This window comes from Pseudomonas sp. Leaf434, assembly GCF_001425545.1.
Classification (GTDB): Bacteria; Pseudomonadota; Gammaproteobacteria; order Pseudomonadales; family Pseudomonadaceae; genus Aquipseudomonas; species Aquipseudomonas siliginis.
In genome coordinates this window covers 1,269,654-1,291,494 of sequence record NZ_LMQZ01000001.1, presented here as the reverse complement: position 1 = coordinate 1,291,494, position 21,841 = coordinate 1,269,654, and the positions used below count along the sequence as shown (strand labels likewise).

At 61.4% G+C, this 21,841-nt stretch carries 14 protein-coding genes; 3 read left to right on the top strand and 11 right to left on the bottom strand.

The genetic code is table 11. The features are described from left to right. Positions 1-90 precede the first annotated feature (90 nt). From ASG55_RS05625 to ASG55_RS05580, 10 genes are all read right to left on the bottom strand, one after another. Complete coding sequence (locus ASG55_RS05625) at positions 91-924, bottom strand: arylamine N-acetyltransferase family protein (protein ID WP_056784351.1); 834 nt, start codon at positions 922-924, stop codon at positions 91-93. Between the two features lie 100 nt (positions 925-1,024). Beyond that, on the bottom strand, positions 1,025-1,819 hold the full coding sequence (gene xth / locus ASG55_RS05620) for an exodeoxyribonuclease III (RefSeq protein WP_056784348.1): 795 nt from the start codon (positions 1,817-1,819) through the stop codon (positions 1,025-1,027). A gap of 83 nt (positions 1,820-1,902) precedes the next feature. Beyond that, complete coding sequence (locus tag ASG55_RS05615; protein ID WP_041478518.1) at positions 1,903-3,345, bottom strand: mechanosensitive ion channel family protein; 1,443 nt, start codon at positions 3,343-3,345, stop codon at positions 1,903-1,905. A gap of 330 nt (positions 3,346-3,675) precedes the next feature. After that, the gene (locus ASG55_RS05610) at positions 3,676-4,542 is read right to left on the bottom strand and encodes a pirin family protein (protein WP_056784343.1); all 867 of its coding nucleotides are present in this window, start codon (positions 4,540-4,542) and stop codon (positions 3,676-3,678) included. 158 nt (positions 4,543-4,700) lie between these two features. Then, positions 4,701-7,907: a transporter substrate-binding domain-containing protein gene (locus ASG55_RS05605; RefSeq protein WP_056784340.1), complete on the bottom strand. Its 3,207-nt coding sequence runs from the start codon at positions 7,905-7,907 to the stop codon at positions 4,701-4,703. A gap of 10 nt (positions 7,908-7,917) precedes the next feature. Further along, on the bottom strand, positions 7,918-8,550 hold the full coding sequence (locus ASG55_RS05600; RefSeq protein WP_056784337.1) for a response regulator transcription factor: 633 nt from the start codon (positions 8,548-8,550) through the stop codon (positions 7,918-7,920). A 125-nt stretch (positions 8,551-8,675) separates the two neighbouring features. Next, positions 8,676-9,110 carry a hypothetical protein gene (locus ASG55_RS05595; protein ID WP_056784333.1) on the bottom strand — a complete coding sequence of 145 codons (435 nt, stop codon included), beginning with the start codon at positions 9,108-9,110 and terminating at the stop codon, positions 8,676-8,678. Between the two features lie 230 nt (positions 9,111-9,340). Continuing rightward, a complete protein-coding gene (gene mgtA, locus ASG55_RS05590; protein ID WP_056784330.1) occupies positions 9,341-12,040 on the bottom strand; it encodes a magnesium-translocating P-type ATPase in 2,700 nt (899 codons plus the stop codon). A gap of 675 nt (positions 12,041-12,715) precedes the next feature. Beyond that, complete coding sequence (locus ASG55_RS05585) at positions 12,716-14,053, bottom strand: lysine N(6)-hydroxylase/L-ornithine N(5)-oxygenase family protein (protein ID WP_041478512.1); 1,338 nt, start codon at positions 14,051-14,053, stop codon at positions 12,716-12,718. A gap of 133 nt (positions 14,054-14,186) precedes the next feature. Further along, complete coding sequence (locus ASG55_RS05580; RefSeq protein ID WP_016773904.1) at positions 14,187-14,669, bottom strand: sigma-70 family RNA polymerase sigma factor; 483 nt, start codon at positions 14,667-14,669, stop codon at positions 14,187-14,189. A gap of 279 nt (positions 14,670-14,948) precedes the next feature. Between ASG55_RS05580 and ASG55_RS05575 the strand changes: the two genes are divergently transcribed. Genes ASG55_RS05575 through ASG55_RS05565 form a run of 3 tightly spaced genes read left to right on the top strand, consistent with a single transcriptional unit; the run spans position 14,949 to position 19,485 of the window. Beyond that, positions 14,949-16,112 carry an efflux RND transporter periplasmic adaptor subunit gene (locus ASG55_RS05575; RefSeq protein WP_056784327.1) on the top strand — a complete coding sequence of 388 codons (1,164 nt, stop codon included), beginning with the start codon at positions 14,949-14,951 and terminating at the stop codon, positions 16,110-16,112. Continuing rightward, the gene (locus ASG55_RS05570) at positions 16,113-18,083 is read left to right on the top strand and encodes a MacB family efflux pump subunit (protein WP_056784326.1); all 1,971 of its coding nucleotides are present in this window, start codon (positions 16,113-16,115) and stop codon (positions 18,081-18,083) included. A gap of 7 nt (positions 18,084-18,090) precedes the next feature. Beyond that, positions 18,091-19,485 (top strand): efflux transporter outer membrane subunit, encoded by a 1,395-nt coding sequence (locus ASG55_RS05565; protein ID WP_056784323.1) that lies wholly within the window; start codon positions 18,091-18,093, stop codon positions 19,483-19,485. Between the two features lie 667 nt (positions 19,486-20,152). Here ASG55_RS05565 and pvdP read toward each other — a convergent pair. Continuing rightward, on the bottom strand, positions 20,153-21,778 hold the full coding sequence (gene pvdP, locus ASG55_RS05560; protein ID WP_056784320.1) for a pyoverdine maturation tyrosinase PvdP: 1,626 nt from the start codon (positions 21,776-21,778) through the stop codon (positions 20,153-20,155). Between the last annotated feature and the right edge of the window lie 63 nt (positions 21,779-21,841).

The window sequence follows — 21,841 nt, the reverse complement described above, 5'->3', positions numbered from 1 at the left end:
CTGAAGTGTTCAAGGCGACCGACGGTGCAGTCGCGCTCTTTCAGCGGCAATCGGGGAGATCCGTCGCGTATTGGAGCCTGATGTAAAGCCTTAGATGGAGGCTGGCGCGATTACCCGAGCCAGCGCTTGCCGCACACGCGGTGAATCAGGCACTTGAAGATCAAACTCACGCCGCAGCAATTTCATCAGCTCGTCGACATCCGCCACCTCGCGCCGCTCACTGTCCGCGCCCATGTGATGAATGGCAAAACTGCCGTTGTTCAGGGTTTTGCGCCAGCCAGCGCCGGTGCGCGCCAGCATCAGGCGCTGGGCAAAAGGTGACTCGGGATGCGTCGAGACGTACCAGTTGCCGACGGTGTAATCGATGTCTTCCTGGCGCTGCAGATCAAACAGGTACATCGGCCGCCACTCGCCTGCGACCTGGGCGCGCAGCAGGTAGCCATCGGCGTGCTTGTCGATGCGGTAAAGCTCATGCGGAGTCGGTTGTTCACCTTCGCTGTCGAGCAGCAGCGGTGCGGTCGGCACCATGCCGCCAAAGCCGACGTCGGCGATGTAGCGAGTGCCGTCGATGGTGACCAGGCTCAAACGATGGGTTCGCGCCGTCCAGCTGCCTTCCGGTTGATTCATCACGACGCGCCCGCTGATCGCCCGCGCGTCGAAGCCCAATTCAAGCAGCAGCGCATAAAACAAATGGTTGAGTTCGTAGCAGTAGCCGCCCCGCCCTTGCTGCAGCACCTTGCTTTCGATGGAGTCCAGGTCGATCGACACCGGTTCACCCATGATCGTAGCCAGATTTTCGAAAACAAATTCGGCGGTATGGCGCAGTTGCAACTGACGCAACGTATCCAGTGTCGGTGGCGGCGGCGCATCGAAACCCAGACGTTGCAGATACAGATTGGTATTGCTCAGCCGTGGCGCACTCATTGCTCGATCCTTATGCATGGGCCGCAGAACACTGCGTGGATATTGCCCTGTATACGGGATCAGGCACGGCTTCCGACAATTGATTTCGCCAATCGCCCGCTCAGCGCTTTTTCCGCGAAGCGATGCGAATCCATGTCGGTGCATGGTCGCTGGCGTGCGGTTCGTTGCGCACCCAGGCGTCGACGCCGGCATCGTGCAGATACGGGCTCAATGCCGGGTTGAGCAGCAGGTGGTCGATGCGCAGGCCGGAGTTGGTTTGCCAATGGTTACGGAAATAATCCCAGAAGGTATAGATGCGTTCTTCGGGATACACGTGGCGCAGGGAATCGGTCCAGCCCTGATCCAGCAACCGCTGGTAGCACTCGCGGCTTTCAGGTTGCAACAAGGCGTCCTTGAGCCAGGATCGCGTGTTGTAGATGTCCATGTCGGTGGGCACGACATTGAAGTCACCGGCGAGCACCACCGGGTGATCGCTGCGTTGCAGGTCTTTGGCGTAATTGATCAGACGCTCGAACCAGGCCAGTTTGTAATCGAATTTCGGCCCCGGCTGCGGGTTGCCGTTGGGCAGATACAGGCAACCGACCAGCACACCGTGCACCGCCGCTTCGATATAGCGGCTGTGCGTGTCATCGGGATCGCCGGGCAAACCGCGTCGACTCTCCAGCGGCTGCGCATCACGCGCCAGAATCGCCACGCCATTCCATGACGCCTGGCCCTGCCAGATCGCGCCGTAACCGACGGCCTCCAGTTCGGCGGCGGGAAATGCGCTGTCCACCGACTTGAGCTCTTGCAGGCAGACGATGTCCGGTTGGTCGCGCTTGAGCCATTCCAGCAGATTCGGCAGCCGCGCGCGCATGCCGTTGACGTTGAAGGTGGCGATCCGCAGGTTTTTCATCGTCTGCAACTCCTGCCCGGTGGGATTGCAAATTGTGACCCTGAGAACGCCGCGCAGGTTGCATCGAATGACAATGCGACAGCTCAGACGCGATTACGCAGCCATTGCAGGAAGCCTCTTTTCGGCGCGACCACGGGCGCTTCCTCGGTCAGCGACTGCGCCTTGTGCAGGCGGAAATCGAGCAACGCCTGCATCGCATCGTGGATGTCATGGCGCGCATCCAGGCACGGTTTCAGGTAGGACTTCTCGATGCGATACAGGGCGCAGAAAGTCTTAGCGGAAAAATCCGCCGGCAGCGCGGTGTCGGAGAGAATCCCGGCCTCGCCGATCACCTCGCCCGGCCCCATGCGCCCGGATTCCAGTGGCGCACCATGGCGCTTGAGCGTCACCGATACCACGCCGGATTCAATGATGAACAGATGATCGCTGACCTCCCCGCCCGCCAGAATCGTCTCGCCGGCGCGGAAGGTTTGCAGGGTCATGTTCTGGCTGAAGGTGTCTTTTTCTTCCTCGCGTAGGGTCGAGAAGATCGGTGAGCTTTCCAGCAGCGCCCGTGGCCGCGACAACTGCGGCGCGGCGCTGGTCTCGTTGCTCGACAGCAGATTGACCCCGGACGCCTGCAAATGCCGGTAAGCGAGGTCGAACAACTGATTGCGCACCACGCGCTTCTCGCCCATCGAGGCGACAAATCCACTGATTTCGTATTCCGCGCCGCCGCTGGCAGAACTCTTCAACGATACGCTCGGCGCCGGCGTGTCGAGCAATTGCCGACAACCCTGCATTGCCCGCTCCAGCGCCTCGATTACCGAACTGGGCCGGGCGTGGGGGCTGACGGGCACGCTGACGGAAACGCCGAACATATTGCTCGGTCGGCTGAAGTTGATGATTTTGGCTTTCGCCGCCAGCGAGTTGGGTATCACGGCCATGCTACCCTGACTGGTTTGCAGACGCGTGGCGCGCCAGTCGATGTCGGTGACGCGGCCCTCGGTGCCGTCGATGGAGATCCAGTCATCGAGTTGATAGGGCTTGGTGGTGTTGAGGACGATGCCGGAGAACACGTCGCTCAAGGTGCTCTGCAAGGCCAGACCGACAATGATCGCCAACGCGCCGGACGTCGCCAGCACGCCCTTGACCGGCAGATCGAGCACGTACGCCAGCGCCGCAATGATCGCGATGAGGAAAATCACCGCGCCGAGCAAGTCCTGCAACAGCCGGCCGGTATGGCCGACCCGCTGCATCATCACCGCGCCGATCAACACCGTCAGGGTGCGCGCACCAAACAGCCACCAGCCGATCTGCAGCCCGGTTGCCGCCAGATGCAGCGGCACGTTGTCGGCCCACGGCGCCGGTTCCATCGGGTTGAGACCTTCGTTGAACAGCACAATGCTGAACAGGGCGAAAATCAGCACCCGCACCAGCAGCTTCCATTCGCTGCCGCGAGAGCTGATCAGCCGCCACAGGCCAAGATCGAGCAGGATCAGGATCAACGCGCTAAACAACGGGTGTTCGGTCAGCAGAGACAGCATCAAACAACTCCGACAAAGGCCAATCGCGAGAAGATCGCACAGATTGGCACAGTGTAGGAGCAATTGATTTCGGTGGATGAACCGCCACTTGAAAACACTGCGAAACCCTGTAGGAGCTGACGAAGGCTGCGATCTTGAAGATGTGGGACGCGGAGCGTCCCCGGCTGCATTCCCACGCAGAGCGTGGGAACGATCAGACGCTGAAAAACCTGTGGGAGCGAGCCTGCTCGCGAAGGCGTCCTGTCAGTCACTACCTCTTCGACTGAATCAGAGCATTCGCGAGCAGGCTCGCTCCCACAGGGGAGTTTCAGTTGCCAGTAAAGCTCGGGGTCAGGCGTGCATCCGGCCAAAACGCCCGGACTGGAAGTCGGCGAAGGCCTGATGAATTTCCTGCTCGGTATTCATCACAAACGGGCCGTGACCAACGATCGGTTCGTCGATCGGCTCGCCGCTGAGCAGCAATACCACCGCGTCTTCGCTGGCCTGGAGAGTGAGTCGATCACCGTCGCGTTCGAACAGCGCCAACTGCCCGACCCCTACCGATTCCGCACCGTTGACCTGCACCGAACCTTTCAGCACCACCAGTGCGGTGTTGCGTCCTTCGTGCAGATCAAGCGTCAGCAACTTGCCGGCATTGAGGTGCAGATCCCACACGTCGATCGGCGTAAAGGTGCGCGAAGGTCCGGTGTGCCCGTCGAATTCACCGGCGATCAGTCGCAGGCTGCCGGCGTTGTCCTTGAGCGCGATGTTCGGAATGTCGCGGTCGAGAATGGTCTGGTAACCCGGCGCGGCCATTTTGTCCTTGGCCGGCAGGTTGACCCACAGCTGAACCATTTCCAGCTTGCCGCCGGTTCTGGCGAAATTCTCCGAATGAAACTCTTCATGGAGGATGCCGGACGCTGCGGTCATCCACTGCACGTCGCCCGGGCCGATAGTGCCGCCGCTGCCGGTGGAGTCACGGTGCTGCACTTCGCCGTCGTAAACGATGGTCACGGTTTCGAAACCGCGGTGCGGGTGCTGGCCGACGCCACGCTGTTCAGTGGTCGGGGTGAATTCGGCGGGACCGGCGTGATCGAGCAGCAGAAACGGGCTGATGTGCTTGCCCAGGTTGTCGTAGGAAAACAGCGTGCGCACCGGGAAACCATCGCCGACCCAATGGCCGCGCGGGCTGGTGTAAATGCCGATGATGTTTTTCATGGGGTCTCCAATGGGTAAATGCATTGGATTAAGCCTAAAGGCATATCGAATATTCGACTAGATGGCGGAAATCGGCTTGAGTGTTCCATGTGCAGAACAATTGGGTCAGCAGCGCGCATTTCGCGAGCAGGCTCGCTCCCACAGCAGACTGCATTGGTTCAGAGGCACCGTGCGAGGCCGTGCATGGCTTCGCGCAACCTGTCGATGGCACGGTTGATAACTGCGTTTTCACTGCCTCGGCAAGCCGTTTCCAGCTCAACACACGCCGCAACAACCCGCGCAGCGCCGACCATTTGCGCGCCGCCCCTGATGCGATGGGCCAGCTCACGCAGGCCGTTGCGGTCGCCGACGTGGATATGATCCAGAGCCTGGAGATCATCACGCAGGCTGTTGCCGACTTCCTTGCGCAAACGCTCGATCAACGAGTGATCGGTCCCGGCCATCTGCTCCAGGGCACTCAGGTCAATCTCGACCGACTCGGCGCCAGGCGGTTCATCTTCGTGAAGCTCGCAACGGCGGGCGCCGTTCATGGCTTCAGCCAGATCGTGCAAGCGAATCGGTTTGAACAGGCAGCCGTCCATGCCGGCATCCAGACAACGCAGGCGCTCTTCGATCTGCGCGTTGGCCGTAAAACCGAGGATCAGACAGGGCCTGCGGCCGCTGGCGGCTTCTTCGTTGCGAATCGCCTGTGCCAGCTCATAGCCATTGCGTCGCGGCATGTTGCAGTCGGTGATCACCACATCGAAGGCCTGGGTTCGCCAGCGGTCCAGCCCCTGTTCGCCATCGCCCACATCTACCGTGCGATGCCCGAGTTCGCTCAATTGCCAGCACATCAGCAAGCGGTTGACCGGGTGATCGTCCACCACCAACACGCTTAATACACACGTCGCGGCCGCCGCCTCGGGCGTTGCCAGTGTGGTCGTCACCGACGTCAGCAGCGGCAACTGGATATTGATTTTTACTCGCGTGCCTTGCCCGAGATCACTATCGAGACCCAGCGTGCCGCCCATCATTTCGCAGAGGTTACGGCTGATCACCAGCCCCAGGCCGGAACCGCTGCGCGCCGCTTGAAGGCTATTGCTCGCTTGAACGAACGGGCTGAACAGGCGCTTTTGATCCTCGGCACTTATACCGATGCCGCTGTCTTCGATAAGCACCTGCACATTCACTTGCTCGTCCGATATTGCAACGACCTGCAGTCGCAGGCTGACCTCGCCTGCCTCGGTGAATTTGATCGCATTGCTCAACAGGTTGGACAGTACTTGTTTGAAGCGCGTCGGATCGACCAGCACATCCACGTCGGCGCGCGGATCAAGCTCGATGCGCCACAACAAGCGTTTCTGCCTCGCCAGCCCTTCGAAAACCCGACACACCGATAACACCGTCTCGCGCAGGTTGGCCCGCTCGGGCGCGAGGGACAAATGCCCGGACTCGATACGAGCGATATCGAGAATGTCGCCAATCAACGCCAATAATTGCTGGCCGGCATTCGACGCCACCTGAATGGCGAGTCGATCGGTGACGCCCTCCTCTGCGCGCTTGAGGGCCAGTTCGAGCATGCCGATCAGGGCGTTCATCGGCGTGCGGATCTCGTGGCTCATGGTCGCCAGAAAAGTGCTCTTGGCCCGACTGGCTTCGTCCGCCGCGTCCTTGGCCTGTTGCAGTTGCAGCAACCATTGCTGACGCTGGTGGATCTGCCGGCGCTGCCAGCCAATCCACAACAGTGCCAACAGAAGCAAGGCAGCTGCGCTGGCGAAACCCAGCAGAATCTCCTGACGGTGGCGCAGCCAGTAGCTGTTCTCGACCACTACATCGTGGCTCCAGCGCTCCACCAGTTCATCCATTTGCTGCGGCGCAATGCTCAGTAACGCCTTGTTCAGGATCGAGTGCAGCAATGCCGATTGCGGCGCCGTGGCCAATGCGATGCGCGCCGGCTGATCGCCAACGGTGCCGGTAATTCGCAGGCGATCGCGGTACTGCCGGGCAATCAGAAAACGCGCCACCAGCAACGAGCTCACCGTTACGTCGACCTGTCCTCGGGCAATCAGCGCCATGCCTTCGGCGGGGCTTTTCACTTCGACCAGACGTAGTCCGGGCACGCGTTGCAGCAGGTATTCGCGCAACGGGTGGCCGCGATAGATGGCCAGGCGTTTGCCCGCCAGGTCGTCGAGCGGCAATGGATGTGGCCCGTTCGCCGCACTGACCAGCACGAACGGATTGTTCAGATAGGCGCGGGTGAATTGCAGCTGCGCTTCCCGCTCGGTGCTCGGCGTCACCACCGGCAGGACATCAAGTTCACCCGCCTGGAGCTGCTCGAACTGATCGTTCAACGAGGTGCCACGCACGATCTCGAAATTCAGCCCGCTGCGCTGAGCGATGAGGCTCAACAACTGCGCTGCCAGGCCGTTGAAGCGTCCCTCGGCATCGAAAAACGCCAACGGCGCGAAGTCTTCGACCGCGCCCACCCGCACCACCGGGTGCTGATCAAGCCACTGCTGTTCAGCGGCGCTGAGCTGTACCCGCGACTGTTCGGCCATCTCGGCGAGGCCGACACTCCAGCGCTGTTCGATCAGATGCCGACGCTCCATGGGCACGGCCAGCAAGGCCTTGTCGACGATGCGTTTGAGCACCACATCGCTGCGCAATAACGCAAAGGCGAACGGATTGGCATCAAGCCCCGACGGCCCGGCCAATTGCAGGTCGTTGCGATAGTTGGTGTTGATCAGATAATTGGCGCTGATGAAGTCGCCCAGGTACACGTCGTCGGCACCGAAGGCGACCGCGCCGAGTGCATCCATGGCCGAAGCATAAAGCTGCACGTGGGCGCCGGGGTAGAACGCCTGAACATGGGCCAGTGGCAGGTAATCCTCGACCATGGCGATGCGTTTGGCCGTCAGGTCGGCGTTCAGCTTCTCGTCGTGACGCGTGACCAGCATCGGCTGATCTTCAGCATACGGCCGCGACAGAACAAAGGCCGGATCCGCCGCTTCGAAACTGTTCGAGGTGCCCAAGAGATCAACGTCGGCGCGCTTGAGTGCGGCCATCAGTGCCGGCCGATCGGCGAAACGCCGCACTTCGATCCTGATGCCGAGCAGTTGCGCCATCAGGTCGGCGTAATCGGCGGTCAGCCCTTCCAGCTCATGCTGTTGGCGGGTGATTTCGAAGGGCGGGTAATCCGGGCCGGAGATGCCCATGCGCAAAACTGGATGCTCACGCAGCCACTGGCGCTCCCGATCATCGAGGCGGACCTGGATACCCCCAGGTTCGAGGCGCGCCAGCACCTCCAGTGTCTGCGGTTGGTCATTCGCCCCGACCGAGGCAACAAGCCCCAGCCACAGTCCTAAAACCCGCAGTCCCTGCGTCATGTCGAGGTACTCAGATCAAGTGATTGCGCTTGGCGAACTCACGCAGAAGCACCAGCGAACCCAGGCCAAGTTTCGCCATCATGCGGGTCTTGTAGGTGCTGACAGTCTTGTGACTCAGGTGCATCTCCTGGGCGATGGCTTTGTTTGGTTTGCCCAACGCCAGGTTCACGAAAATGCATAACTCTCGATCGGACAGCTGAGCGATCAGCTCCTGTTCAGTGCGTTGCACCGCGTTGTACAGACCGCTGGTATTGGGCAACGCGGAGAAATAGGTGTGGCCGGACATCAGCGCCTTGATAGCGTCGTGCAGCAGCGTCAGATGATTGCTCTTGGTCACGTAACCCCGCGCGCCCGCGCGCAAACAGCGCTCCTGGTAATGCGTGGGCTCATGCATGCTGAACACCAGGATCCGGCAGCGTGCCGTCGGCGCTTTGATCTGGATTCGCGTCAGCACTTCCAGCCCGTCCATGGACCCCAAGCCGAGATCGAGCACGACCAGGTGTGGATCATGCGCGCAAATCAACGGCACGACTTCATTGCCATTGGACGCTTCATGAATCTGCGTGAAGCCTTGAGCCTGCAGGACAATGCGAATGGCCGCGCGCACGACTGGGTGATCATCGACGATCAGCGCTGACTTCATTGGTACTCCTGCAAAATCGAAGACACCGCAACAGTCTGTCCCGGAGTCGGTGGCCGCGCCGGCACTGTTACATGGATGAGCAAGAGAATCACCTGTCAGGTCTGACAGTTGTGCAGAGTGGTTTTTTATGCATTGGCATGGCGCAACGACGCGTGAGAGTCGGGCGGTGCCTGGCGTTCGTCGCAAGCTTCGACTCTCGCCATCACCTGCCCGATGAGCTGTGAATTGGGCAATGGCGTCGGGCTGATCTGCGCGTTTTCCTGAGCAAACCCCGCAACCGCCAGCAAGGGCGCCGACGGTTCGTTGTAGATCAGAGCGTGGCGAACCTGTGGGTGATCGAGCAGAAAGCCCGACAGATCGAGGGAGCCTGCCGCCAGCTCGGCATTGATCACCAATACATCGAACGGCTCGCAGCCGTAGTCGACCAGGGTCAACAATTCGCCGAGATTCTGCACCGGGGCGACGCGGTAGTAGCCGAGCGAGTTGAACAGGCGCTCGATTTTCATGCGATGAAAATGCTGCGGGTCGGCGATCAGGATGCGCATCGCTTTGTTGCTCATGGTCATTCTCCCGGTGAGGTTTGGGGAGGGCAAGACTACGCAAGCGCCGGGGATAGCTCTGTAGGACTTTTCCTAAAAATCCGCTCATTCATCCGGCGGCCCCGACGCACCAATATCCCCTGTGGGAGCGAGCCTGCTCGCGAAGGGGCTATACCAGTCAGAGACGTATTGACTGACACGGCGCCTTCGCGAGCAGGCTCGCTCCCACAGGGGAGAGCATTCCATGGCTGCTATTGCCAGCCGAATCGACGGATGTAGAAGCCTTTCACCGCTTGGGTCAAAGCCATGTACGCGAGCAGAATCATTGGCAGAAACGCGAAATACAGCGACGGCAGCGCCTGCAATTTGAAGTAATGCGCCAGCGGCCCCATTGGAAGGAAGATGCCGACTGCCATGATAATCGCCGTCATCACCATCAGCGGCATGGCTGCACGGCTTTGCAGGAACGGAATCTTCGGCGTGCGGATCATGTGCACGATCAGCGTCTGGGTCAGCAACCCGACCACGAACCAGCCGGACTGGAACAGTGTCTGGTGATCCGGGGTATTGGCGTCGAACACGTACCACATCAAGGCGAATGTCGTGATGTCGAAGATCGAACTGATCGGGCCGAAGAACAGCATGAAACGCCCTACGTCAGCCGGCTGCCAGCGCTGCGGCTGTTTCAGCATCTCTTCGTCGACGTTATCGAACGGAATGGCAATCTGCGAAATGTCGTACAGCAGGTTTTGCACCAGCAGGTGCATCGGCAGCATCGGCAGGAACGGGATGAATGCACTGGCCACCAGCACCGAGAACACATTGCCGAAGTTGGAACTGGCAGTCATCTTGATGTACTTGAGCATGTTGGCGAAGGTACGCCGCCCCTCGAGCACGCCCTCCTCCAGCACCATCAGGCTTTTTTCCAACAGGATGATGTCCGCCGCTTCCTTGGCGATGTCCACCGCGCTGTCCACGGAAATGCCGATGTCGGCGGTGCGCAGCGCCGGCGCGTCGTTGATACCGTCGCCCATGAACCCGACCACATGGCCGTTGCCCTTGAGCACACGGACGATGCGCTCTTTGTGCGACGGCGTGAGTCTGGCGAAGACGTTGGTCGTCTCGACCGCCATAGCCAGCTCAGCATCGCTCATGCGCTCAATGTCATTGCCCAGCAGCAAACCCTGTTGGGCGAGGCCGACCTCGCGGCAGATCTTTGCTGTGACCAGCTCGTTGTCACCGGTCAACACCTTCACCGCCACGCCGTGCTCGGCCAAGGCCTTGAGCGCTGGCGCGGTGCTTTCCTTCGGCGGATCGAGGAACGCCACGTAACCGATCAGCGTCAGTTCCTGCTCATCGGCCAGGCTGTAAATCTCGCGGCCTGCTGGCATTGAGCGAGCCGCGACCGCCACCACGCGCAGACCTTCAGCGTTGAAGGCGCCGGTGACCTGGCGAATTCGCGCCAGCAATTCATCGCTCAATGCCTCATCAACTTCGCCGTGACGCACCCGGCTGCACACCGCCAGCACTTCTTCCACCGCACCTTTGCAGATCAATTGGTGGGGCTGACCGCGGCCCTCCACGACCACCGACATGCGCCGGCGATTGAAATCGAACGGGATTTCATCGACCTTGCGAAACGCACTGCCGACTTTCAATTCGCGATGGATTTCCACGTGTTCCAGCACCGCCACATCCAGCAGGTTTTTCAGGCCGGTCTGGTAGTAGCTGTTGAGGTAGGCCAGTTCCAGCACAGCGTCAGAATCCTCACCCCAGACGTCGACATTACGCGCGAGAAAGATCTTGTCCTGAGTCAGGGTGCCGGTCTTGTCGGTGCACAGCACGTCCATGGCGCCGAAGTTCTGGATCGCGTCGAGGCGTTTGACGATGACCTTTTTGCGCGACAGAAATACGGCGCCTTTGGCCAGGGTCGAGGTGACGATCATCGGCAACATTTCCGGAGTCAGGCCGACGGCAATCGACAGCGCGAAGAGCAGCGCTTCGGTCCAGTCGCCCTTGGTGAAACCGTTGATGAACAGTACCAGTGGCGCCATGACGAACATGAAGCGGATCAGCAGCCAGCTGACCTTGTTGACGCCCTGCTGGAACGAGGTCACCGCCCGGTCCGTCGCGCCGACCCGTTGCGCCAGCGCACCGAAATAGGTGCTGTTGCCGGTGGTGAGAATCAGCGCAATCGCGCTGCCGGAGACAACGTTGGTGCCCATGAACAGAATGTTGTCCAGCTCCAGCGGGTTACGCGTGTCGCGATCGGTCTGCCGGGTGAATTTCTCCACCGGCATCGATTCACCGGTCATCGCTGCCTGGCTGACGAACAGGTCCTTGGCGCTGAGCACGCGGCAATCGGCGGGAATCATGTCGCCGGCCGAGAGTACGATCAGATCGCCGGGCACCAGTTGCTTGATCGGCAGCTCCCGGCGTGGGCCATCGCGGCGCAGCACCGTGGCGGTGTTGCTGACCATGGCTTTGAGCGCATCGGCGGCCTGATTGGATTTGCTCTCTTGCCAGAAGCGCAGCAGCGTCGACAGCACCACCATGGAGAAAATCACCACGGCCGCCTTGAGGTCTTCGGTCAGCCAGGAGATCACCGCGAGCAAGGTCAGCAGCAGGTTGAACGGATTTTTGTAGCAGTGCCACAGATGAGTCCACCACGGCAGCGGTTGCTCATGCTCGACCTCGTTGAGGCCATGTTGCGCGCGCAGTGCATCGGCCTCGACCTCGGTGAGCCCCTCGCCGTGCGTGCCCAACGACGACAGCAACGCGGCGCTGTCGGCATGGGCGGCAGCCACCAGCGTACTGGCCAGCGTCGGCGGCACTTCACGGCTGACCCTGGTGTCGTTGATCGAATCCAGCAACGCGAGGCGACGGAAGTGCCGGGCGATGTGACGGCTGCGCAGAAAGCCTGCGAAAAATTCCTTGAGCGTGAGTTTCATGGCTGTGTCCCCTGTGGTCAGCCGGGAAACCGTCGAGCAGGTACCGCCGCGCCCTGGCACCGGGACAACCGGCGCGGCAAGGCTTGGCGCGCCCGTCGGGAATGACAGGCGTGTCGATAGGCGGCGATGACGATTGAGGTCGTCAGCACGCTTGGTTCAGCGTCGTTGAGAAGGACGTCGAGACACGTTCCGGAACGGGTCGTGCACGGGATGCCGCTGCTCGCTGTTACGGCGAGACAACGGCAGGGAAAGACTGCGCGTTATCTTGCCGAGAATCTGCCGGTGATCGAGACCGGCCGACAACTGTCACTCGAACAAGTACCCACTGTGGGTCTCCGCAATTGATGAAAACGCGCGCAGCTTACGCCTGCAGCTAAACCGCTGGAAGAGGTGTTTGCCGGGAATGTGGGGGGTGTTCAGGAAGGGTTCAGAATTTCCCCGCGAGCGTTCCTACGCTCAGCGTAGGAACGCCTCATCGGACGCTCCGCGTTCGGCTTCTGAAAGGGACGCGGAGCGTCCCGGCTGCATTCCCACGCAGAGCGTGGGAACGATCATATGTGGGGCTTTCCATGGCCCCTTCGCGAGCAGGCTCGCTCCCACATTCTGGCCTGCGTTCACAGATCCATTGTGGGAGCGAGCCTGCTCGCGAAAGCGGTGTGACAGGCGCCGCATACTTCAGCTGGCAGTCGCCAACAACAGCTCCGCCACGGAACGGCTGTGCCCGCGCTGTTTGCCATGCTCGTACAACGAGCCAGCGATTTCATCGGCGCGAATCGGCAGCACCGACAGCAGCGTATCGCTCAGGCCATGGCTGGCCTGGCAGAAGCCCTGCATATATATGCCGGCCTTGCAGCGCTCGTCGGTGATCAGTTTGTAGTTGCGATCGACTTCGAATTCGCCGAGGTATTCCTCCAGCGGCGCGAGCAATTTGCGGTGCATCTGCCGCTCGTAACCGGTGGCCAGCACCACGGCGTCGTAAATCCGTACTGTGACTTCGCCAGTGGCATTGTTGCGCACCGCCAGTTCGATGCCATTTGCCGTCGCAGTGGCGCTCTCGACGGTGGTCAGGGTGCGGAACGCATGGCGGGCAATCCCGGAAACCTTCTGCCGGTAGAAGATGCCGTAGATGCGTTCGATCAGGTCGATGTCGACCACCGAATAGTTGGTGTTGTGGTACTCGTTGACCAGACGCTCGCGCTCGACGCTGTTCTGCTGGAACACCAGATCAGTGAATTCCGGCGAGAACACTTCGTTGACGAACGGGCTGTCGTCCGCAGGCTTCAAGGCCGAGCCGCGCAGGATCATGTCGACCTGCACCGACGGGAATGAATCGTTCAGATCGATAAAGGCTTCCGCCGCGCTCTGTCCGCCTCCGATGATGGCGATGCTCATCGGTTGATTGTTCACGCAAGGCTGTCTGGCCATTTGCGACAGATACTGCGAATGGTGGAACACGCGATGATCGCCCTTCAGCGCCTTGAACGCCTCCGGAATGCGCGGTGTGCCGCCAGCGCTGACCACCACCGAACGTGTGGTACGCACGAATTGCTGGCCGTCGCTGCCCCGAGAAATTACCCGCAGCGCTTCAACCTGCTGGTTGTGCAACACCGGTTCGATAAACTGCACTTCTTCACCATAACGGCTCTGCTCGGTGAACTGCCCGGCCACCCAGCGCAGGTAGTCGTTGTACTCCATGCGGCATGGATAAAAAGTGCCGAGGTTGATGAAGTCGACCAGACGCCCGTGGTGCTTGAGGTAATTGACGAAAGAATACGGGCTGGTCGGATTGCGCAGGGTCACCAGGTCCTTGAGGAAGGAAATCTGCAACTCGCTCTGCGTCGACAATGTATTGCCGTGCCAGCTGTAGGTGGCCTGCTTGTCGAGGAACAGCACATCCAGTTCGCCCTGGATCCGGCCGCGCTCTTGCAGGGCGATGGCCAGTGCCAGGTTCGAAGGGCCGAAACCGACGCCGATCAGGTCGTGAACGATGGGCGATGCAATTGCCTGTGTCATTTCCAGTGTCCTCTGGATGAACCCCTCAACGCGGGGAAATAAAGCCTGGGTGGCCTGACCGGCCTGAATCAGGTCAGCAGGTCGTCTGTTGAGTAGGAACGAGGACGATGAAAGGAAATTTAACCGGCGCGGATCACTGGCCATCCCATTGCTGGATGCGCAAGCGGCAATGTTTCATGGCGTTGACGATGTGTTTTTCCACCAGCGCCCGGGAGATGCCGAGGGTCTGGGCGATTTCCGGATGGGACATTCCTTCGATCTTGCGCAGCAGAAAACTGTCGCGGCACAGCGGCGGCAGCTCGGCCAGTGCGCGCTGGAGCATTTCCAGACGCTGGCCGTGATCGAGGGTGCCGTGGGGGGACGGGGTGAAATAGCGCTCTTCGTTGTCGAGCACGTCCAGCGATTCGACCTGACGCAGCGCGTTACGGCGGTGATCGTCAATAACCAGGTTCAACGCGGTGCGATAAAGGAAGGCCCGGGGTTGTTCGATCGGCACCTCGCTGGAGCGCTCCAGCACGCGTACATAGGCGTCATGCACCACATCCTCGGCGACCTGACGGTTGCCCAGTCTGGCGTTGAGGAAACACACCAGCTCACGATAGTAGTTTTCCAACATGACTCCCGACCGCATCGATGCCGTTTCTGTCCTTGAGCGCACTGATCAGACCTGCGGATCACGCAGTAGCAAGATAGTGGCAACTTGAGGTGCGTAATTTATAGTAATTCTCATATAGATTTAAAGAGTTGATTCCATATCCCGGACAAATAGTCGTCGCCCGGCTACGGTAACTCGATGTGTCTGCGGCTAAATTCCGTCGCCCATGCCTCGTTTACAGGACAGCCCCTGTGTCTGTCGTGCCTTGCGACGGGCCGCAACCACTGGCCGGAACCCTGCATGAATCGTCCCCGCCCCGCCCGTCGCGCGCTGTTTGCCGCCCTCTGTCTGATTCCCGTGATCGCCGTTGCTGCCTGGCAGGTTTTGCCACCCGGTCGCGACGCCGTTGCCACTGTGCAGGTCAGCCGGGGCGATATCGAAAACAGCGTGACGGCGCTCGGTACCTTGCAGCCGCGCCGCTATGTGGATGTCGGGGCGCAGGCTTCGGGGCAGATTCAGAAGATTCACGTCGAGGCTGGCGATACGGTCAAGGAAGGCCAGTTGCTGGTGGAAATCGACCCGTCGACGCAAAAAGCCAAGCTCGATGCCGGGCGCTTTTCCATCGAAAACCTCAAGGCGCAGTTGCAGGAGCAACGCGCCCAGCACGATCTGGCGCAGCAGAAATACCAGCGCCAGCAGAAACTCGCCGCCGGTGGCGCCACCCGCGAGGAAGACGTGCAGACCGCCCGCGCCGAGGTTCGCGCAACCCAGGCGCGCATCGACATGTTCCAGGCGCAGATCCGCCAGGCCCAGGCCAGCCTGCGCAGCGACGAAGCGGAGCTCGGTTACACGCGCATCTACGCGCCGATGAGCGGCACCGTGGTCGCAGTCGGTGCGCGCGAAGGCCAGACCCTCAACGCGCAGCAACAGACCCCGCTGATCCTGCGCATCGCCCGGCTGTCGCCGATGACGGTGTGGGCCGAGGTGTCGGAGGCCGACATCGGCCACGTCAAACCCGGCATGACCGCCTACTTCACCACCCTTAGCGGTGGCACTCGGCGCTGGAGCAGCACCGTGCGGCAAATCCTGCCGGTGCCACCACGTCCGCTTGAACAGAACCAGGGCGGCAGTCCTACCAGTGGTCGCAGCGGCAGCGAACGCGTGGTGCTCTACACCGTGCTGCTCGACGTCGACAACGCCGACAACAGCCTGATGACCGACATGACCGCCCAGGTGTTCTTCGTCGCCGAACAGGCGCAAGACACTCTGACCGTGCCGACTGCTGCCCTGCAACCGGGCTCGCGTCCGCAGTGGCAGCGGGCGCAGATCGTCGCTGCCAACGGTGATATTCAAACGCGGGAAGTGCGCACCGGCATCAACGATCGCCTGCGCACCCAGGTGCTGGAAGGTCTGGCCGAGGGCGAGCATGTTCTCAGCGCGCCGGCCGCTGGTCATGGAGGCTGAATGCACACGCCCCTGATCGACCTGCGGCAAATCCGCAAAGCCTACGGCGGTGATGACAGCCCACTGGTGGAGGTGCTGCGCGGGATCGATCTGTCGATCCATGCCGGCGAATTCGTTGCGATTGTCGGCGCCTCCGGTTCAGGCAAATCGACGCTGATGAACCTCCTCGGCTGCCTCGACCGACCGACCAGCGGCGAATACCGCTTCGCCGGGGAAAACGTCGCTCATCTGGACAGTGATGAACTGGCCTGGCTGCGCCGCGAAGCCTTCGGTTTTGTCTTTCAGGGCTATCACCTGATCCCGTCCGGCTCGGCGCAGGAAAACGTCGAGATGCCAGCGATCTATGCCGGCACCCCGGCCGCCGAGCGGCATGCCCGAGCTCACGCGCTGCTGGAACGTCTCGGTCTCGGCACTCGCACCGGCAATCGTCCGCATCAGCTTTCCGGCGGCCAGCAACAGCGGGTGTCGATTGCCCGTGCGCTGATGAACGGCGGCCACATCATCCTCGCCGACGAGCCGACCGGCGCCCTCGACAGCCACAGCGGCGCCGAAGTGATGACCCTGCTCGACGAACTCGCCGATCAGGGCCATGTGGTGATCCTCATCACCCACGACCGTGAAGTGGCGCAACGGGCCAAACGCATCATCGAAATCCGCGACGGCCTGATCATCAGCGACAGCGCCGAGCACGCGTGCGCGCCGCCTGCGGCCAATCCCGGGGCGTTGCAAGCGGTCGACCTGCGCCAGCGCCTGAGCAGCGGCAGCAACCAGACCGGCGCCTGGAAAGGTGAACTGGTGGACGCTGTACAAGCGGCGTGGCGAGTGATGTGGATCAACCGCTTTCGCACCGCGCTGACCCTGCTGGGCATCGTCATTGGCGTGGCCTCGGTGGTGGTCATGCTCGCCGTCGGCGAAGGCAGCAAGCGCCAGGTCATGGCGCAAATGGGCGCGTTCGGCTCGAACATCATTTACCTCAGCGGCTCGGCGCCGAACCCCCGCACGCCGGAGGGCATCATCACCCTCGACGACGTTGCCGAACTGTCCGCCCTGCCCCAGGTGGAACGGATCATGCCGGTCAACGGCTCGACCGCCGGGGTGCGCTTTGGCAACGCCGACCACAGCAGTTACGTCGGCGGCAATGACACCAACTTTCCGCAGATTTTCAACTGGCCGGTGATTCAGGGCAGCTACTTCACCCAGGCCGACGAGGACAGCGCCGCCGCCGTCGCGGTGATCGGCACCAAGGTCCGCGACAAGTTACTCAAGGATGTCGCCGACCCGATCGGTCAATACATCCTCATCGAGAACGTGCCGTTCCAGATCCTCGGCGTGCTCGCTGAAAAAGGCGCCAGCTCCGGCGACTCCGATAGCGACAACCGCATCGCCGTTCCCTACTCGGCGGCGAGCACGCGCCTGTTCGGCAGCCGCAATCCACAATACGTGGTGATTGCCGCCAAGGACGCGCGCAAGGTCAAGGACGCCGAACAGGCCATCGAACAGGCGATGTTGCGTCGACACCACGGCAAGAAGGATTTCGAGCTGACCAACAATGCCGCGATGATCCAGGCCGAAGCGCGCACGCAAGGCACGCTGTCGCTGATGCTGGGGGCGATTGCGGCGATTTCCCTGCTGGTCGGCGGTATCGGCGTGATGAACATCATGCTCATGACCGTGCGCGAACGCACCCGCGAGATCGGTATTCGCATGGCCACCGGCGCCCGTCAGCGCGACATCCTCCGTCAGTTTCTCACTGAAGCATTGATGCTCTCGCTGGTCGGCGGTATCGCCGGAATTGGCCTGGCGCTGCTGGTCGGCGGCGTGTTGTTGCTCAGCGGCGTGGCGATTGCCTTTCAAGCGCTGGCAGTGATCGGTGCGTTTGCCTGTGCGCTAGTCACCGGTGTCATCTTCGGCTTCATGCCGGCCCGCAAAGCTGCCCGGCTTGACCCGGTCACGGCCCTTACCAGTGAATGATCGACCTATGAAAGTGCGACTGACGTTCCTCGCCGCCAGCCTGTTGCTGGCAGCCTGCAGCAGCCCGGCGCCGCGCCTGGACAGCGGCGTGCAACCACCGAGCGCGTGGCAGTCCGCCGACAGCCACGGCGCGCTGCAGAGCAATCGACAATGGTGGACGCAATTCGGCAGCCCCGAGCTGGAGCGGCTGGTGGAACAGGCGCGGCTGGGCAGCTACGACCTCGCCGCCGCCGTGGCTCGGGTCAGACAGGCCGAAGCCAGCGCAACCATCGCCGGCGCCCCGCTGCTGCCCGAACTCAAGGCCGGGCTGAATGCCAATCGGCAGAAACTGATCCACGGCAAGGGCTACAGCCAGTTGGATGTCAGTCCCGAGAATCGCTCGCTGGATTATTACGACACCGAGCTCAGCGCCAGTTACGAAATCGATTTCTGGGGCGGCAAGCGTGCCGCGCGTGACAGTGCCGTGTTCGGTGTGCAGGCCAGCGAGTTCGACCGCGCCACCGTCGAGCTGACCTTGCTCAGCGGCGTCGCCAACAGTTACACCCAGGCCCTGGCCTTGCGTGAGCAGGCGCGGATCGCCGAACTCAATCTGGCTAATGCGCAAAACGTGCTGCATCTGGTGCAGACCCGTTTCGACGCCGGCAGCGCCACTGCGCTGGAACTGGCCCAGCAGAAAAGCCTGGTGGCGGAACAACAGCGTCGCCTGCCGCTGGTGCAACAACAGGCCCGCGAAGCACTGATCAGCCTCGCCGCCCTGCTCGGCCAACCGGTGCAAGCGTTACCGTTGCCCGAGCAATCCTTCGCCCAATTGCACTGGCCGGACATCGCCAGTGGCGTGCCGAGCGACTTGCTCAGCCGCCGCCCGGACATTGCCAGCGCCGAGGCCAAGCTTGCGGCAGCCCAGGCTGATGTCACCGTCGCCCGCGCCGCGATGCTGCCGAAAATCACCCTGACCGCCAGCCTCGGCAGCGGCGCCGACCTTGCCGCCGACCTTCTGCGCACGACGTTCTACAACCTGTCCTCGGGGCTGACCGCGCCGATCTTCAACAACGGCCGCCTCAGCGCCGAACGCGACAAGGCCAAGGCCCGACAGGATGAACTGCTGGAAACCTATCGCGGGGCAATCATCAACGGCTTCGCCGACGTCGAAAAAGCCCTCAGCAGCATTCGCGGCCTCGACGAACAGCGGCAATGGCAAAGCGAAGAACTGAACCAGGCACAGACCGCCTTCAACATCGCCCAGAGTCGCTACCAGGCCGGCGCCGAAGACCTGCTCACCGTCCTGCAAACCCAGCGCACGCTATATGCGGCGCAGGACATGAACGTGCAACTGCGCCTGTCGCGGTTGCAGGCGAGCATTGCCTTGTACAAAGCGCTGGGGGGTGGTTGGGAAGTGATCTGAGGGCGATGCGTCGACTGAACTGACGCCTTCGCTGGCAAGCCAGCTCCCACAGGGATCAGGGTAAATCTGCTGTTCATTCGTATCTTTGAGATAGCTATCGCGAGCAGGCTCGCTCCCACAGAAAAGCAAAGCAGCGCAGCTGCCCGCGGCGAAGCCGCCCCACTCAACAATGAGCGTTAGCTCGAGTGCTTTTGATCTTGATCTACCGGCGACGTCGGAAGGCTGAGCGGAGGGATTGATCCGGGCGCGGGAGCGCAGCGACCGTCTGGCGCAGCCAGACACAGCGGAAGGAGGTGCAGCGAAGCAAACCGGAAACGCTGCGCCCGGATCGATCCCGCAGCGAAGGAACCCGAGCCTGCGAGGGCCGAACGCAGGAGCAAGCGTTTTTTTGCTTACTTTTTTTAGGCGTTTGTAAAAAAAGTGAGAGCGAAGGAACCCGAGCCTGCGAGGGCCGAACGCAGGAGCAAGCGTTTTTTTGCTTACTTTTTTTAGGCGTTTGTAAAAAAAGTGAGTCGCCGTAAGGGCGAAACCTTAGGTAGTCGTTACCGCAGCGATGGATATGTACTCACTCAAAATGCCCCCACCGCCCCAAAAAAAGCCTCCGCGAGCAAGCTCGCTCCTACAAGGGATTGCGACCAATTCAGAGAGTGTGTGTGTTTGAACCAATCTAGAGCTGTCGGCCCTTGACCTTCAGGTGTCGCGCATACCAAGGGCGCTGTGGCACTTTGCGGAACAGCTCGGTCATGTTGTCTTCGTCGCCAAAAGTGATACGCAGCGCCAGCTTCATGGTCTCCGGGTCCATCTCCACTGAGCGTCCGACTTGCAGCCCGGGCACGGTGCTGCAGCCGTGGGTGTCGGGGCCGAGCCAGGGGTCGGCGACTTCCACCCAGCGTCCCGGTGCAAACCACGGAACGCCGTTGACTTCCAAACGACTCACTTCGCCCGGGTGAAAACGTTCATGGGCGCGGAACCAGTCTTCCAGGCGGTCATCAATCCAGCCATGGAAACGCCAGAACACCGGGTTTACATGGGAGGAAAACGGGTCGCCGAGAAAGTCGTTTTCCGGCGCATACCAGCGCGCAGCGAAGTCCGCCTGATCGCGCGCCATCGGCACTGGAATGTCGTTGGATGGGTCACGCGCCACCGAGGCCCAGCGCATGTGCAGCCAGTCGTGCAGGCCCAGTTCGACTTCCGAGCCGAACTGGCCAAGGGTCAATTTCGACAAATAACGCGGATCACGGTACTGCGATTCCCAAACCAGAAAATTGCTCTGAAAAGTCTCGGCCGCTTTGATGTCGCTGACCCACTTGGTGTACTCGTCATCGCCCTCGGCCAGCCAGGTCGGCGGCAGCGAATTGCCGTCATGATTGTCGAAGTAACGGGCGAAACCCTGGCGGTCCCGCTCCAGCTCAGGCTGCGGCTGCGGGAACGCCGGCCAGGAAGGCAAATCCTGCATCGAGCGGGCGATGCCTAGCATGTGCCGATGCATAAAGAAAAAATCCACGCCCGAGCCATTGCGATCCTTGCTTGGCCCACGGGCGTCGCGCTCCTTGTCACGCGGCCCGGGCTGCCAGCCGATGCCGCGCAGCGCTTCGCGTTTTTTCTCCGGGAGCTTGTGCCACTTGTCGCGGGTGGCGTGCCAGAGCTGGTGGAACAACCGATGCTCGGGCGCCACCAGCCAGGCCAACAGTTGCGGATTAAGCCCGGTGCGTTCACGGGCCTCGGGAAAACGCCGCTTGATAGCGATGAACTGATTGTCCAGCTCGGGCAACGCCAACGGCCGATCCAGGCGCAAGACCTGCCCGGTGAACGTGGCGCTGCCGGCATTGCCGAACGCCGCCCAGACCTCATCCAGTTTGACTTTTAATTCATACACCGGCGGTGCAAGTGGCGCATCGGTGCGCAGCAGGCGCCAATACATCTCGGCGCCGTTGCCCGGTGCCAGATCGCCGATCACTTGATAACGCGCAGGTCCCTCGGCACGCAGATTGGTGCCGGTGTCGAGATAACCGCGCAGGCCGCGACCACGGTGGGCGATGTCGAGAAACAGCTCCAGGCCTTGCGCCGGCAAACCATCAAGCCCGGCCGCCGCACCGGTAAAGCGAATGTCCCAGACCCCACGCAAATTGTCCGCCAGCTGTTGCCCGGCGGTGTCCGCCAGATCGACCGTGGCCTCGCCCGGGGTGATCGGAAACTCCTCGCGGGTCAATTCACGATGTGCATAAAAAGCGGCAGGCAGCGCGGCGCCCGTGAGTGCCATGCCCGCCATGAACCAGCGTCGAGAGATCGTCATTGCCCTACCTGTGTCAGCCATGAAGCAGGCTTTATCCAAGCTAGAACGTTTGCTCGGCGGGGA

Excerpts from the sequence above, each read along its gene's own strand:
- ASG55_RS05600 (WP_056784337.1), bottom strand. The coding sequence starts at position 8,550 with ATGAAGTCAGCGCTGATCGTCGATGATCACCCAGTCGTGCGCGCGGCC.
- ASG55_RS05615 (WP_041478518.1), bottom strand. The coding sequence starts at position 3,345 with ATGCTGTCTCTGCTGACCGAACACCCGTTGTTTAGCGCGTTGATCCTG.
- ASG55_RS05595 (WP_056784333.1), bottom strand. The coding sequence starts at position 9,110 with ATGAGCAACAAAGCGATGCGCATCCTGATCGCCGACCCGCAGCATTTT.
- ASG55_RS05565 (WP_056784323.1), top strand. The coding sequence starts at position 18,091 with ATGAAAGTGCGACTGACGTTCCTCGCCGCCAGCCTGTTGCTGGCAGCC.
- ASG55_RS05625 (WP_056784351.1), bottom strand. The coding sequence starts at position 924 with ATGAGTGCGCCACGGCTGAGCAATACCAATCTGTATCTGCAACGTCTG.
- ASG55_RS05580 (WP_016773904.1), bottom strand. The coding sequence starts at position 14,669 with ATGTTGGAAAACTACTATCGTGAGCTGGTGTGTTTCCTCAACGCCAGA.
- ASG55_RS05570 (WP_056784326.1), top strand. The coding sequence starts at position 16,113 with ATGCACACGCCCCTGATCGACCTGCGGCAAATCCGCAAAGCCTACGGC.
- pvdP (WP_056784320.1), bottom strand. The coding sequence starts at position 21,778 with ATGACGATCTCTCGACGCTGGTTCATGGCGGGCATGGCACTCACGGGC.
- ASG55_RS05585 (WP_041478512.1), bottom strand. The coding sequence starts at position 14,053 with ATGACACAGGCAATTGCATCGCCCATCGTTCACGACCTGATCGGCGTC.
- ASG55_RS05605 (WP_056784340.1), bottom strand. The coding sequence starts at position 7,907 with ATGACGCAGGGACTGCGGGTTTTAGGACTGTGGCTGGGGCTTGTTGCC.
- xth (WP_056784348.1), bottom strand. The coding sequence starts at position 1,819 with ATGAAAAACCTGCGGATCGCCACCTTCAACGTCAACGGCATGCGCGCG.
- mgtA (WP_056784330.1), bottom strand. The coding sequence starts at position 12,040 with ATGAAACTCACGCTCAAGGAATTTTTCGCAGGCTTTCTGCGCAGCCGT.
- ASG55_RS05575 (WP_056784327.1), top strand. The coding sequence starts at position 14,949 with ATGAATCGTCCCCGCCCCGCCCGTCGCGCGCTGTTTGCCGCCCTCTGT.
- ASG55_RS05610 (WP_056784343.1), bottom strand. The coding sequence starts at position 4,542 with ATGAAAAACATCATCGGCATTTACACCAGCCCGCGCGGCCATTGGGTC.